This window comes from Fictibacillus barbaricus (assembly GCF_031457135.1).
In the GTDB taxonomy this organism is placed as follows: domain Bacteria; phylum Bacillota; class Bacilli; order Bacillales; family Fictibacillaceae; genus Fictibacillus; species Fictibacillus barbaricus_A.
The window spans coordinates 1-13,215 of sequence record NZ_JAVDWA010000002.1 but is presented as its reverse complement, the minus strand read 5'-3'; the positions used below and the strand labels follow the sequence as shown (position 1 = coordinate 13,215).

The window sequence follows — 13,215 nt, the reverse complement described above, 5'->3', positions numbered from 1 at the left end:
TGACCTCCTGTTTTTTATTTCAGCTTTTCTAAACGATCTCGCTGGCTTAATATTTCCGTTACACGTACGCCAAAATTCTCATCGATCACAACTACTTCCCCTTTTGCGATCATCTTATGATTCACAAATATATCGACAGGTTCTCCCGCTAACTTATCGAGTTCAATAATTGATCCTGCTGACATCTCTAAAATATCTTTGATTGTCTTTTTCGTTCTCCCTAATTCAACTGTAACTTGAAGAGGAATATCTAATAACATGTCTAAATTTTTCGATTCAGGCTGACTGGAACCAAAATCACTAAAATCCGAAAAACTGGCAGGCTGAACCGAAACATCTCTCATTTGAGGCTGATAAGACGGCTGTGAATATGATTCATGCCTTACATGTGGTTCATGATAATCTGATTGTATCGATTGAGGTTTCGTTTCTTCTGCTGGTCTATAATCCGCAACAGCTTCTTGTTCCGCTGGAGGTTCAGGATTCATTAACTGATAAACAAGGTTCTTTGAAAATTCTGCATCGATCAATTGCATAATATTAGAATCGATTAAATTTCCTACTTTTAAACGAAAAGATACTTTTACTAATATTTCTTGATTCGGAATTAGACTATTGTCAGATTCAACATCTAAGAAATCGATTTTAGGCGGTGATATGTCCACTTTTTTGTTAAACATTGTTGACATTGAAGTGGAAGCAGACCCCATCATCTGGTTCATCGCTTCACCAACAGCACTAAGCTGAAGTTCTCCAAAGTCAGGTGAAGGATTCGTTCCTTCTCCGCCTAACATAAGATCTGCAATAATCTGAGCATCCGTTTTTTCAATAACGAGCAAATTTGCTCCTTCAATTCCTTCTGTATACGTAACTTGAACTGCCACATGCGGAATAGGAAATTCATCCTTCAGTTCAATTCTTTTAACAACTGAAACGACTGGTGTCGTAATCTCTACTTTTTGATTTAATAGAGTTGAAAGAGCAGTTGCTGCACTTCCAAAAGATATATTCCCAATCTCACCTAATGCATCTTTCTCAATAGTAGATAGATAATCTTCAGTCGGATCTACTATGGACGAGGAAGAACTTCCACCATTCAGCAAAGCATCGATTTCATCTTGTGACAGCATATCCCCACTTACCATTGATCCTCATCCTCCTTTATAAAATCCAGTATCTGAACAGCCATTTTTTTCTTAACCTTACCTGGCTGTCCATAAAATTTTGGATTGTTTTCAACTTTAATAACAACAGGTGCATTAATTTTTTGGTCAAGCTCAATGCAATCTCCGAGTGAAAGATTCAAGAATTCTTCAATTGACATCTCTGAAGATCCTAGCTCAACTTTAAAAGGCAAATAGGCATTTTTTAGTTTTTGCTCAATAAACTCAGTCTCTCCTGGAACACGTTTCTTTTGTTTATTGCTCTGCATCCAATGACTAACCGAAAGTTTTGGAATAATCGGTTCGATAACAACGTGCGGGAGACAGATGTTTATCATTCCTGATGTCTCACCGATGGTGGTATTCAATGAAATGACAACAACTGTTTCATTAGGAGATACCATTTGCAAAAATTGTGGATTCACTTCAAGATCCAGCATGAAAGGATCCAGTTCAATAACGCTCGACCAAGCTTCTTTAAAACTTTCAAGTGTGTTTTCAAAAAGCTGGCTCATTATCTTGGTTTCGATCTCTGTTAGGTTTTCAATCTTATTCATTCCAGTTCCGCTTCCGCCCATCACTCTATCGAGCATCGAATAGGCGATGTTGGGGTTGACTTCCATTAAGATGCGCCCTTCAAAAGGTTGTGCTTCAAACACATTTAACAAAGTCATCTTAGGCACAGATCGAATAAATTCTTCATACGGGAGCTGATCAACAGATGCTACACCTATTTGAACATACGTTCTTAACTGTGCAGAAAAATAAGTAGTTAATAATCTAGCAAAGTTTTCATGTAATCTCGTTAAACTTCTAATTTGTTCTTTGGAAAATCGAAGCGCTCTTTTAAAATCATAAACTTTTACTTTTTTCTCATTTTCCTCTTTTTTCAGCTCCTCAGCGTCCATTTCCCCTGTTGAAAGCGCGGAAAGAAGAGCATCAATTTCATTTTGCGATAAAACATCTACCAAGAGTCTCACCTCTTTTCATGGAGTTTTAATGGTTACTGGATTATTTTTTGTGTAATGTAGACTCTCACTATTTTTCCTTCTTGCATGAGTGATGAAATTTTTTCTTTCAACACATTTTGTAAATGAATAAAACCTTTTTGACCCGATAAATCGGCGGTTTTCATGTTTGAAATTTCATAGATAATCAGATTGTTAACTTGAAATAATCGTTTCTCTAATTCTTCCTTAGCATCCGAGCTATCAGTCTCGATGTTAAATTTGATTTTTATATATGCCTGATCTGCTAAGTTCGTCGTAATTTCTTCTGTTTCAACCATTAGGTCCTTAAGGTCATCAGCTGTAGGTTCTGCTGCTTCCGTTTTTGTCGAAAAATGTTTAAATGCAAAATATCCGGCTCCACCAAGGATTGATATTGCTAGAAGCATCGAGACCATAATCGTCACAGCTTTGTTCTTCCCCAACTACAAGTCCTCCCTTTTATTACTCTTCATCGGAAGCAGTGTAATATCCCGATAAAATGCAGTTATCAATTCTGCAACTGCTGCTTCACTTTCCTTCACCACGAACTTCTTGCCTGTCGTCAATGTAATAGTTGTATCAGGAAAAGATTGAATCTGTTCGATATAAATTGCATTCAAAGTGAATGAGTTACCATTTAATTGGGTTAATGAAATCATATGAACATAGGGTTAAGCATCAGCTGCTTAACCCACCTCCCTTCACATTAACGTTTTAGGTTTACTAATTCTTGAAGGATCTCATCAGATGTTGTTATTATTCTAGTATTTGCCTGGAAACCACGCTGTGCGACGATCATATCAGTGAATTCTTCCGAAAGATCTACGTTTGACATTTCAAGCGTTCCAGCTTGTACTACACCTAAACCATTTGCATCACCAGGAGCACCAAGTGTTGGAGCCCCTGAATTGGTGCTTGCCAAATAGTTATTTCCTCCTGCTTTATCTAAACCGCCAGTGTTACTAAATTTAACTAGTCTTACTTGTGCTGAATTATTTAACACACCGCCATCTATATAATTCACTTTTCCATCAGAACCAATGCTAAAACTTTGAGCTGTTACCGGAATATTGATTTTGGCACCCGTAGTATCCTGTACAAATAATCCATCACTCGTAACAAGATCGCCTGACTGATCTAAATAAAAATTCCCAGCACGAGTGTAATATTTATTTGTTCCATCTGACACCTCAAAAAAACCATCTCCAGAAATACCTAAATCAAGAGGGCGCCCTGTTGTTTGCAAACTTCCTTGTGTGTGAACAGTATCAATGCTTGCCAGCTGCGAACCCAGTCCAACTTGCTGAGGGTTTACACCTCCGCGGCCGTTTGTGGGTGCACTTGCTCCAGAAATCTGCTGGCTCACAAGATCTTTAAAAGTTGTACGGCCTTTTTTAAAGCCATATGTGTTTACATTGGCAATATTGTTACCGATTACATCAAGCTTTGTTTGAAAGTTTTTCATACCGCTAATTCCAGAGTACATTGAACGTAACATTTTAATTTATCTCCTCTACTTAGTTAGTACTGCGTCAGTCAATCGGCAGCGTTTATGAGCCTCCTGTAAAGGTCCAGCTCTCTTTTAAGCATCTATAACAATCGCACCATTTATGTTCGTGAAAATTTGCGATTGTGCTTCATTTCTTGTTAATGCCGTAATGACCGTTTGATTTGGTGCATTTACGACTAATGTGACATCCTTTAAGATGACGAGTGAATCTTTAATTCCTTTTTTCTTCGCTTCTTCCATTTTCATGCTAATTTTATTCCAGCTTGCATCTGTGATTTTTATATCTCTGTCTTCTAGACGACGTGCCGCATGTTTACTTACTGTAATGCTCGGGTGCAATTGTTTATCCAACATTGACTGAAACGTATTTTCACCATTCGTTTGGGTTGTCCGTTTCGGCAACAGTGCAGGCTGGTACATTTGATGAACGTTTATGCGTTCGCTCATTGTATCAACTCCTATTACTCGCTTCGATCTGTAATTTTCACTACTTGTAAACTAGTAATCTTTGAACCATCTTGCATTTCTAATAATACAGACCCTTTTTCAAATAAAACGGATTTAACGGTTCCCTCTTTTTCTTCTATCTTCTTTTCACCATTTGGATCAGTTGATTCAACTTCGTAAGTGACTTTTTTTCCGATCATTTGGCTTTGCTGCAGCAGATTTGATTCTGATTGGAAATTGAGAAAGTTCTGCATCGTCTGGTTCATATTGGTCATTTGCTCCAGTGAAGAAAAACTAGCCATTTGTGAAATGAATTCCTTGTCCTGCATAGGGTTAGTTGGATCTTGATTTTGAAGCTGCGTGATCAAAATCTTCAAAAAATCATCTTTCCCTAGCACACTTGAGCCAGATTGTTTTGTTTTCGCCTGATAATTACTCAGCAATAATTCATCTGAAATTTTTTCCATGTTCCATCACACCTTTTCATTTAAAACCATCTGCAATAACTGTTCTTCAAATGTCACATGATTGCTTTCAGGGCTTTCATTCGAAGATCGATCATGCTGATTTTGATCCCTTTGACCTTGATTTCCCTGATCATTGAATTTAAAGGTTTGCTCATCACTATTCATAAAGACTTCTATTTTTTCAAAATCAATATTTTGTCCTGAAAACGCTTGTTTTAGCTGTGTGAGGTGACTATCTAACGCCTCTTTAGCAGCATGACTGGAAGCTACGATCTTAGCAGTAATCTCGCCTTGCTTTTGAATGAGCTGAATATCTATTGTTCCTAAGTGCTCAGGATTTAGTTTAATATGCATTTTTGCAAAACCTGATTCGCTTACTACGATCTTCCCACGGGATATAATCTGCTGGATGTCTCTTACAAATTGCTGTTTTTGCCCTTCATCAGCGGACGTAGGTGCTCTTAAACTCAATTGTTCCAAAAGCGGCAGCGAACTTTGAAACGTTTGCAGCTCTTTTACAGGCGGTGCTTTATCGATTTGCTTTATCGGGACATAACGTTGAAAGGCTTGTTCAACATAGGTTTGAAGCTTTTTTTCAGTATTTAAGTTTTCAATTACTTTGTAAAAAGAATTTTTATCCTGTTTTCCTTGGACATTCATTTGCTGCATGGCTTGTTCAAAAATTTGTTTTACCTGTTTGATTAGCGGATCATTCTTGTCCAGTTTTACGGCCGGAAACCATTTTTCAATAAGCATGTTTATTTCTTTTTTCATTGGTTCAGATATATTTTCGTTTTGATCGTTATAAACAGCTTGTAATAGAAAGACAATTTTCATTTCAGGTGCAGGGTTGTTTAAAAGCGCCGCAGCATCTATTGGTTCATCCAGCTTCTCTTCAAGCAGCTCTTTCAGTTCAGCCGGAAGTTCGGTTAGGATCGATTGGATATCTTCATTTTCTATCGCATCTCCATTATGGAATAAATCTAGTAGTCCTGGCATAGATAATAGCGATTGAACAATCCCATCAATACCATTTTTGATTTGAGGGTCTGACTGTTCAGCTGTACCTAATAGTTGAGAAAAAAGAGTTCCTGCGCCACTTGCTTTTTTCAAGCCTTGCACTGAAATCTGATTTTGAGCGACAGTCTGGCTATTTATGACTTGCATTGTTTTCACCTCCCTTTAAAGAGAATCACTTGCAATCAGTTCCGTTAATTCTGCCGCCCGTTTAGGTTCTAGCTTTGATAAAATTTCAGCTTGTGTTTCGGGTTGCAGCAGATTAAGTATTTGCAGAATATCGGTATTATTCATTTCTGCTAGTACCGCCGCAGCGTCTTTGGCTGACATGGATTCATAAAGTTTTTTTAACTGGACATTTTTTTCGTCTTTTACTGCCGTATCCGCTTCTTCTGCTTGCTTTTTTAAAAGCGCAATATCAGATTTTAAATCTGAAACTTCTTTTTCTTTTTTTTGCAGGTCAGAGTTTAATATCTTTATATAATCTTCCTGCTCTTTGAATTTTGATTGCCATTGTTTCTCCATATCATTATTGGTAGAAGCCGTCTGAACTGCATTATCGCTCCAAATATTTTTTATAACCGGAATATTTTTACTAGCTTCTTTTGCTTTTTCAGCTACATCCACTCCAGATACAGAAAGAAAAATAACAAAGATTGTAATTGCAAAGATAGCTGGAACGACGATTACGTATAAAATCCATTTAAACTTACTTGTTTTTTCCTCTTGATTCATTTGCTCACCTGTTTTTACGACTTCGCAAAACGAAGCATGGAAAATTCATCGTTTTGTTTCATTTCATGCCAGTTTTGGCTTACTTCATAAGACTTGAATTGTTTTTCTTTTAATTTTTCATATTTCTTCACTTCAATGGTTTGCTGCAAAAGCTTTTGCTGGATAAGTTGCATTCTTTCTCTTGCTTTCTGCAGTAAAGGCTGCAATTCTTTAACCTTATTTGTCATCGATAAAAGGAAGCGCTGTGTATTTTGCAAATCGTTAATAATAATTTTTTGCTGAAATTGGAGATTCGCTTGATTTTCGATATCCTCTTTACGTTTTAAAAGATTGTAAATTTCTTCAGCAATACTCTCGAATGCCTGAACCGCTTCTCCAAGCTCCAGTTCAATTGATTCTTTCTCTTTTTGTTTTACTGAAAGAACTTTTTCCATTGAGAATTGGAACGACATTATTGAACATCCTTTCTGAATTCAACCAACAATCTTTGTACTGCATCGTCAAAACTTACATCTTCATCAACTTCTTGCTTTAAAAACGAAAGGATGCTCGGATAGGATTGAATTGCCTCATCAACAATCTTTGAAGAACCTCTCTTATAGGCACCTATATTAATAAGATCTTCTGCATCGACATATGAGGAAAGAAGTTCTCTGAATCGATCTGCTGACTTCCTGTGTTCAATCGGAACAATATCATTCATGACCCGGCTGATGCTTTTAAGAATATTTACAGCCGGAAACTGCCCTTTATTTGCCAGGTTCCGGTCCAAGATGAAATGACCATCCAATATACCGCGAACTGTATCAGAAATTGGCTCATTAAAGTCATCTCCGTCTACTAATACAGTGTAAAACGCAGTGATTGTTCCATGTTTATTTGTACCTGAACGCTCCAATAATTTTGGCAGAATGGCAAAAACGCTTGGTGTATATCCTTTAGTAGTAGGAGGTTCTCCAACTGCTAAGCCGATTTCCCGCTGTGCCATTGCAACACGTGTTACCGAGTCCATCATCAGCATGACGTTTTTGCCTTGATCTCTAAAGTACTCAGCAATCGCTGTAGCTGTCTGTGCCCCTTTAATTCTCATTAAGGCAGGCTGGTCAGATGTAGCAACGATTACTACTGAGCGCCTTAATCCCTCTTCACCAAGATCTCGTTCAATAAAGTCCAGAACTTCTCGGCCTCGCTCACCGATGAGTGCAATAACATTTAAATCCGCCGTTGAGTTTCTAGCAACCATTCCTAAAAGTGTACTTTTTCCTACGCCGCTTCCCGCGAAAATTCCAACCCGCTGTCCTTTACCTACAGTTAGCAGACTATCGATCGATCGAATTCCGAGTTGTATGCTTTCATTTATCCGCGGACGTTCCATAGGATTCGGCGGATCATTTTCTGTAGGGATACGATTCAGTCCCCGTGGAAGTACTGAACCATCAAGCGGATTCCCCATACCATCTAAAACCTTCCCTATCAACGATGCACCTGCTTTAATTTCAAGCGGCCGATGTGCTGCCTCTACAAGACTTCCGACAGAAATGTCTTTTATGTAAGAAAAAGGCATCAACAATACATTTTCTTCTTGAAAACCGACTACTTCTGCTTTAATCTTTTGTTTTTTTCCTGTCGTAGTATGGATGTAGCAAACATCTCCTATCGATGTCTTCGGCCCTTTGGACTCGATCATCAATCCGACTACACGAATTACTTTTCCGTATCTCTTATACGAATCCATCGTTTTTAATGAATCAATCAGGTGATCAACGTTCAATTTTCCGACACCTCAATTTGTTCTAATAGCTTTTCTCGAATTTCTTTAAGCTGAACGTCTATGCTTGCATCTATTTTCCCAAAAGGAAATTCAATCACCGCACCATTTTCCCTCAAGGATTCATCAGGATAAATGAATAAATTGGCATTAGCTTGAAGCAAATTCTTCAATTCTTCACGATATGCGAGTGTTGCTTCGAACCAGTCGGTCGGGACATAAAGTTTAATCTCCTGTGATTCACGAACTTCTTTAACAAGCTGTTTTATGAATGAAGTCCAAGTTTCTGGTGTTTCATGCAATTTATCACCAATAATTTTCTCAGCTGTTTTAACAGCCAATGAAATCATCTGTGGTTCAGCTTCATTTAATATCTGATAATAGTCTTCTTTTGTTTTATCAATAAAAACTCTCACTTCATTTAGTTTGGCATGCCACTGTTCAAGTCCTTGGTTAATTCCGTGCTGATATCCGTCTTCATAACCATTCTGCCTGGCCAGTTCTGCTTGCTGTTCCATTTGGTGCAGCAGTTCTATTTTCTCTGCATCAAGCTTTTCTCGTTGACTTCGCCTGAAAACCTCGGCGTCCTCACGTATTTGTGCTGCCTCAGTTTTAGCTTTTTCTAAAAGTTCTGCTGCTTCATTTTTCAACCGCGCAATTCTCGATTCATCATCCTCATTTTCATAAGAATGAAGAGTTATATAGTTAGAAACCGGCTGTAAACCAATTACCACTTCTTGATCTCCACCAGAAGAGTCTATGTGAGTAAAAGACTTTATGATCTTAGACAATCACATCATCTCCTCCGCCTCGAGCGATAACTAGTTCTCCAGCTTCCTCCAGCCTGCGGATTGTGCCTACTATTCTGGATTGTGCTTCCTCTACATCTCGAAGTCGTACAGGTCCCATAAATTCCATCTCTTCTTTAAAATTCTCTGCCATACGCTGTGACATATTCGTAAACATAACTTCTTTCACTTCTTCACTAGAAGCTCGGAGTGCAAGAAGCAGATCTTCATTTTGTACTTCACGTATAACACGCTGAATCGCCCGGTTATCAAGTGTAACAATATCTTCAAACACAAACATTCTCTTCTTAATTTCTTCAGCAAGTTCAGGATCTTGAATTTCAAGGGCATCAAGTATCGTTCTTTCTGTACTGCGGTCCACTCCGTTCAGCACTTCTACAACTGCTTCTACACCACCGGCTTGAGTAAAATCTTGAGTGACAGTAGCAGATAGTTTTCTTTCTAAGATTTGTTCTACCTCATTAATGATTTCAGGCGATGTAACATCCATTAATGCAATTCTTCTCGCAATATCTGCCTGCATTTCATGAGGCAATTCAGATAAGACTTGTCCAGCTTGACTTGAGTCTAAATATGACAAAATCAATGCGATGGTCTGAGGATGTTCGTTTTGTATAAAATTAAGAATTTGCCCTGGATCAGCTTTCCTTGCAAAATCAAACGGCCTGACTTGCAGAGTGGATGTAAGTCTATTGATAATCTGCATCGCTTCTTCTTTGCCAACCGCTTTTTCCAAAACTGTTTTAGCGTATCCGATTCCACCTTGTGTGATATAGTCCTGTGCAAGTGCTAGCTGGTGGAATTGTGTGATGATTTCTTCTTTTAATGAAGAATCTACTTTTCTTACTTGTGAGATCTGCAGTGTAAGTCTCTCAATCTCTTCTTCACTTAAATGTTTATAAACTTGTGCTGCTACATCAGGTCCTAAAGAGATAACGAGGATCGCTGCTTTCTCTTTTCCAGACAACTCTTTTGCTGCTCTGCCCATCGTTCGTTACCTCCTATTCTTCTGATAACCAAGTTCTAACGAGTTTAGCGAATTCTTCTGGTTTATCCTTTGCCATGCGCTCCAGCTGTTCTTTTCTTACTGTTCCTTCTGACTCATGTTCCTTATTTACATCAGGTACATAATACGTTTGCTGCTCCAACTCATACTCTTGAATGGTTCCGCTGTCTTTAACTTCTCTCTTTTTACGTGTCAGCAAGAAGATTAGAAGAAGTATAATCAGCAGCAAGATTCCGCCAGTAACATAAATCCAAACTGGAACTCCTTTAGAAGATTCAGATACTTCTTGCTTTCCGTTAAATGGCTGAGAAGAAACAAATACTTTTTGCTTTATTTCAGCATCTGTTAAATTTTTGTTTACATCTTTAGAAATCGTTGTTCTTACAATGGTACTCAAGATTTGTTCAATATCATCCATTCTTTCTTGTGGCAAAGATTTTGGATCCTTAGGATTTGGCGGTTCCACCATCACCTGAATCCCTAAGTCTCTAATTTGATAAGGACTTTCAACAATCTCTTTTTGAATTTTGTTTACTTCGTTATTAATTCGTTCTTCAACTTTTTCATAATCTCCATCTGAACTAGCAGAAGCACCCGGATAGTTAGCAACCTCTGAATCTCCTGTACCGGCTACTCCTCCTGGAGATGCACCTTTTCCTGTATACGTTTCTTTAATTCTTTCAACGCTGACTTCAAGACCTTTCATATTCTCTTTGTCAACAGGTTCAACAATCGTTTCTTCACGTTTTTCTTCTGTAAAATCAATATCAGTCGTTACAGTTGCAACAACCTTGTTTTGACCCATAATTGTCCCAAGCATTTGCTGTACTCTGCGCTGAAGGTCACGTTCGACATCTTGTTTAATTTGACGCTGTTCTTCATATTTCGAACCAGCTCCAGACACTGTCGATGAATTATTTAGATCATAATAATTAAAGTATTGGTCAGTTATGACGATATTCTCTACAGGAAGATTAGGCACACTTTTTGAAACAAGGTGGTATAGTGCTTTAACCTGATCTTCGTTCAAAGTTGCCCCTGGACTTAATGCCAACACAACAGATGCAGATGCTTTCTCATCCTTCTGGTTTACCCACACACTGCTCTCAGGGAGTGTGATCATAACACTCGCTTCATCAACTCCATTAATACTTTTAATTAAATTAGCAATTTCATTTTGAGTGGCCTCACGTTCAAGGACATTAAATTCTTTATCAGTAATCCCGAAACCAGATTTTTCTCCAAAATAGGAATAATCGATATTTCCGCTTTTGGGCAAACCTTCTGCTGCCAGTTCCACTTGAAGGTTATTAACTTGTTCTTCTGGAACTAAAATGGTCTTCCCTCCATCTAACACTTCGTTCTTTACACCACGAGTAGTCAGACTTTCTTGAATCTGTCCAGCTTCCTGAGGCGATAGATTAGAATATAAGGGAACCATTTTTGGTTTTGATACTACAATTGATAAAAAAAGTGCTGCAGCGATAAAAAGGAAAATCCCACCGAGAATAATTCCTTTTTGTTTAGTAGAACGCGCTTTAAACCGTTCTGTCCATTGCTTGGTGACTTGTTTCAACTTTTCGTTCATTTTATCCCCCGATAAACGCAATAAATATTTTCGGTCTACCCCCAAAAGGGGATGCACCATGCGAAATATGTATTAGTTAAATCTGCATCCTCATGATTTCCTGGTACGCTTCTACTACTTTATTGCGAATTTCGAGAGTAGTTTGTAAAGTTACACTGGCTTTTTCTGCCGTGATCATGACTTGATGAAGGTTATCCATATTGCCATTCATTAGATCCTGTGTAGCTTTATTGGAATCAATCTGTGATTGGTTAACTTTCTCTAAAGCACCTTCAAGGTAGTTTTGAAAGCTTTTTTGAGCTTCAAATGGTGTGCTTTTTGATGAAGGTATTGCATGATTAATATTTTGAAGAGCCCCAAAAGAAATTTTATCCATGTTTCACCACTCCTATCTGCCGATTTCTAACGCTTTTAAATACATTCCTTTTGCTGCATTTAAGGCTGTTACATTTGCTTCATAAGACCGGGTAGCACTCATTAAATCTACCATTTCCTTTAACGGGTCTACATTAGGAAGCTGTACATAGCCATTTTCGTCCGCATCAGGATGATCCGGCTGATAAACTGATTTGAATGGTGCTTTGTCCTCAATAATTCCGTTTACTTTAACACCGTTTACATTTACATCTTTATTCATGGCTTTAGCATACATCGTTTTAAATCCTGAATCCTCTGAACCAAGTACGACCATCTTTCTTTTATATGGCTGCCACTTGCCGTCGACAAACTTACCTCTCGTGGTATCGACATTTGCCATGTTTGAAGAAGCCACATCCATTCTTAATCTTTGTGCCGTCAGCCCCGATGCAGAAAAATTCAGCGCATCAAATACTCCCATCGTTATCTACCACCCTTAACAACCATCTTAATCGAATTAAACTTCCCGTTGATCCGTTGCACAAGCGTTTGATAATAGAGTTGATTCTTCGCTAATTCAGCCATTTCTTTATCAACATCTACATTATTTCCATTATTGTTCATCGTTGTATTGCTTTGCTCTTTTACATAGAAAGAAGTCGGAGTCTGCGTGCTAAAAGAAAAATGACGCTGATCCGTACGTTTTGCTTTAAGGCTGCTTTCAAATTCCTGTTTAAATACAGTTTCTTTTGCTTTGTATCCTGGTGTGTCAACATTCGCTAAATTATTTGCAATTGTTTTTTGTTTTAAAGCTGCCCCATCCAGTGCTGTTTCCAGATTCCTCATAACCGAGTTAGAGAACAAGAAAATCACTTCCCTCTTTCTTACTATAAATTCAATTCTGTTAATTCTTACATCTCTACCATATTTTACGTGATATATCCAAAAAGTGTCTATGTATTTTTCCCTAAAATGACTTTTTTCGATAGAAAGAACTACGTTTCGACTAGTTCTTAATGCCTAATTCTTCATATAGTATAAAAATCCTGCCTACAATCAGTATTTTAAAGATTGCCAATATTTTTAATTATGGATAAAATTGTCATTTTTTGACGAATGATAATTTTCTTCTTTTTTCAGTTTTTCTTTTTAAAAGACTTTAAAGGATTGTTGTTACAAAGAGATTTTGAAGTTCTTCATTGTAAAGTTGATTGAAGGGGAAGGGGCGAGACTCCTTCGGGACAGGCGGGCAGTCCGAAAAGCGGAAACGGTTTGTACAGCCCCGACAAGCAAAAGGGAAATGGGTTAAGAAGGCGCTTTTTGCCTTCAGACCATTTAACTTTTGACCTCGAGGGGCTA

18 protein-coding genes are annotated in these 13,215 nt (G+C 38.0%); all 18 read right to left on the bottom strand.

Annotation, left to right across the window (positions count from 1 at the left end; translation table 11 throughout):
- Positions 1-14 precede the first annotated feature (14 nt).
- Positions 15-1,145 carry a flagellar motor switch phosphatase FliY gene (fliY, locus tag J2X07_RS05505; RefSeq protein ID WP_310257424.1) on the bottom strand — a complete coding sequence of 377 codons (1,131 nt, stop codon included), beginning with the start codon at positions 1,143-1,145 and terminating at the stop codon, positions 15-17.
- Positions 1,139-2,134 carry a flagellar motor switch protein FliM gene (fliM, locus tag J2X07_RS05500; protein WP_396193622.1) on the bottom strand — a complete coding sequence of 332 codons (996 nt, stop codon included), beginning with the start codon at positions 2,132-2,134 and terminating at the stop codon, positions 1,139-1,141. Before fliM ends, fliY begins: the two co-directional genes overlap by 7 nt.
- A gap of 32 nt (positions 2,135-2,166) precedes the next feature.
- Positions 2,167-2,595: a flagellar basal body-associated protein FliL gene (gene fliL / locus J2X07_RS05495; RefSeq protein ID WP_310257422.1), complete on the bottom strand. Its 429-nt coding sequence runs from the start codon at positions 2,593-2,595 to the stop codon at positions 2,167-2,169.
- On the bottom strand, positions 2,596-2,811 hold the full coding sequence (locus tag J2X07_RS05490; RefSeq protein WP_310257421.1) for a flagellar FlbD family protein: 216 nt from the start codon (positions 2,809-2,811) through the stop codon (positions 2,596-2,598).
- Between the two features lie 47 nt (positions 2,812-2,858).
- Positions 2,859-3,650 carry a flagellar basal body rod protein FlgG gene (gene flgG, locus J2X07_RS05485; RefSeq protein WP_310257420.1) on the bottom strand — a complete coding sequence of 264 codons (792 nt, stop codon included), beginning with the start codon at positions 3,648-3,650 and terminating at the stop codon, positions 2,859-2,861.
- 84 nt (positions 3,651-3,734) lie between these two features.
- On the bottom strand, positions 3,735-4,109 hold the full coding sequence (locus J2X07_RS05480; protein WP_310257419.1) for a TIGR02530 family flagellar biosynthesis protein: 375 nt from the start codon (positions 4,107-4,109) through the stop codon (positions 3,735-3,737).
- 14 nt (positions 4,110-4,123) lie between these two features.
- Complete coding sequence (gene flgD / locus J2X07_RS05475) at positions 4,124-4,576, bottom strand: flagellar hook assembly protein FlgD (protein ID WP_310257418.1); 453 nt, start codon at positions 4,574-4,576, stop codon at positions 4,124-4,126.
- A gap of 6 nt (positions 4,577-4,582) precedes the next feature.
- The gene (locus tag J2X07_RS05470) at positions 4,583-5,743 is read right to left on the bottom strand and encodes a flagellar hook-length control protein FliK (RefSeq protein WP_310257417.1); all 1,161 of its coding nucleotides are present in this window, start codon (positions 5,741-5,743) and stop codon (positions 4,583-4,585) included.
- 15 nt (positions 5,744-5,758) lie between these two features.
- On the bottom strand, positions 5,759-6,328 hold the full coding sequence (locus tag J2X07_RS05465; protein ID WP_310257416.1) for a MotE family protein: 570 nt from the start codon (positions 6,326-6,328) through the stop codon (positions 5,759-5,761).
- A 14-nt stretch (positions 6,329-6,342) separates the two neighbouring features.
- Entirely contained in the window at positions 6,343-6,780 is a 438-nt protein-coding gene (gene fliJ, locus J2X07_RS05460) for a flagellar export protein FliJ (RefSeq protein WP_310257415.1), read from the bottom strand.
- Complete coding sequence (gene fliI, locus J2X07_RS05455; RefSeq protein ID WP_310257414.1) at positions 6,780-8,099, bottom strand: flagellar protein export ATPase FliI; 1,320 nt, start codon at positions 8,097-8,099, stop codon at positions 6,780-6,782. Before fliI ends, fliJ begins: the two co-directional genes overlap by 1 nt.
- Positions 8,096-8,887: a flagellar assembly protein FliH gene (gene fliH, locus J2X07_RS05450; RefSeq protein ID WP_310257413.1), complete on the bottom strand. Its 792-nt coding sequence runs from the start codon at positions 8,885-8,887 to the stop codon at positions 8,096-8,098. The genes fliI and fliH overlap by 4 nt, the downstream gene beginning before the upstream one ends.
- Positions 8,880-9,893 carry a flagellar motor switch protein FliG gene (gene fliG / locus J2X07_RS05445; protein WP_310257412.1) on the bottom strand — a complete coding sequence of 338 codons (1,014 nt, stop codon included), beginning with the start codon at positions 9,891-9,893 and terminating at the stop codon, positions 8,880-8,882. Before fliG ends, fliH begins: the two co-directional genes overlap by 8 nt.
- Positions 9,894-9,906: 13 nt before the next feature.
- On the bottom strand, positions 9,907-11,499 hold the full coding sequence (gene fliF, locus J2X07_RS05440) for a flagellar basal-body MS-ring/collar protein FliF (RefSeq protein ID WP_310257411.1): 1,593 nt from the start codon (positions 11,497-11,499) through the stop codon (positions 9,907-9,909).
- A 76-nt stretch (positions 11,500-11,575) separates the two neighbouring features.
- Entirely contained in the window at positions 11,576-11,875 is a 300-nt protein-coding gene (fliE, locus tag J2X07_RS05435) for a flagellar hook-basal body complex protein FliE (RefSeq protein WP_310257410.1), read from the bottom strand.
- A 12-nt stretch (positions 11,876-11,887) separates the two neighbouring features.
- A complete protein-coding gene (flgC, locus tag J2X07_RS05430; RefSeq protein WP_310257409.1) occupies positions 11,888-12,337 on the bottom strand; it encodes a flagellar basal body rod protein FlgC in 450 nt (149 codons plus the stop codon).
- 2 nt (positions 12,338-12,339) lie between these two features.
- Complete coding sequence (gene flgB / locus J2X07_RS05425) at positions 12,340-12,726, bottom strand: flagellar basal body rod protein FlgB (protein WP_310258177.1); 387 nt, start codon at positions 12,724-12,726, stop codon at positions 12,340-12,342.
- Positions 12,727-13,015: 289 nt separating this feature from the next.
- Positions 13,016-13,215: hypothetical protein (locus J2X07_RS05420; RefSeq protein ID WP_310257408.1), on the bottom strand; the 200-nt coding region annotated here is incomplete at its 5' end.

Bases quoted from the DNA above. Each gene is read 5' to 3' on its own strand.
- flgC (WP_310257409.1), bottom strand. From the start codon at position 12,337: ATGGGAGTATTTGATGCGCTGAATTTTTCTGCATCGGGGCTGACGGCA.
- fliJ (WP_310257415.1), bottom strand. From the start codon at position 6,780: ATGTCGTTCCAATTCTCAATGGAAAAAGTTCTTTCAGTAAAACAAAAA.
- J2X07_RS05490 (WP_310257421.1), bottom strand. From the start codon at position 2,811: ATGATTTCATTAACCCAATTAAATGGTAACTCATTCACTTTGAATGCA.
- J2X07_RS05470 (WP_310257417.1), bottom strand. From the start codon at position 5,743: ATGCAAGTCATAAATAGCCAGACTGTCGCTCAAAATCAGATTTCAGTG.
- flgG (WP_310257420.1), bottom strand. From the start codon at position 3,650: ATGTTACGTTCAATGTACTCTGGAATTAGCGGTATGAAAAACTTTCAA.
- fliF (WP_310257411.1), bottom strand. From the start codon at position 11,499: ATGAACGAAAAGTTGAAACAAGTCACCAAGCAATGGACAGAACGGTTT.
- flgD (WP_310257418.1), bottom strand. From the start codon at position 4,576: ATGGAAAAAATTTCAGATGAATTATTGCTGAGTAATTATCAGGCGAAA.
- fliY (WP_310257424.1), bottom strand. From the start codon at position 1,145: ATGGTAAGTGGGGATATGCTGTCACAAGATGAAATCGATGCTTTGCTG.
- fliE (WP_310257410.1), bottom strand. From the start codon at position 11,875: ATGGATAAAATTTCTTTTGGGGCTCTTCAAAATATTAATCATGCAATA.
- J2X07_RS05480 (WP_310257419.1), bottom strand. From the start codon at position 4,109: ATGAGCGAACGCATAAACGTTCATCAAATGTACCAGCCTGCACTGTTG.
- J2X07_RS05465 (WP_310257416.1), bottom strand. From the start codon at position 6,328: ATGAATCAAGAGGAAAAAACAAGTAAGTTTAAATGGATTTTATACGTA.
- fliG (WP_310257412.1), bottom strand. From the start codon at position 9,893: ATGGGCAGAGCAGCAAAAGAGTTGTCTGGAAAAGAGAAAGCAGCGATC.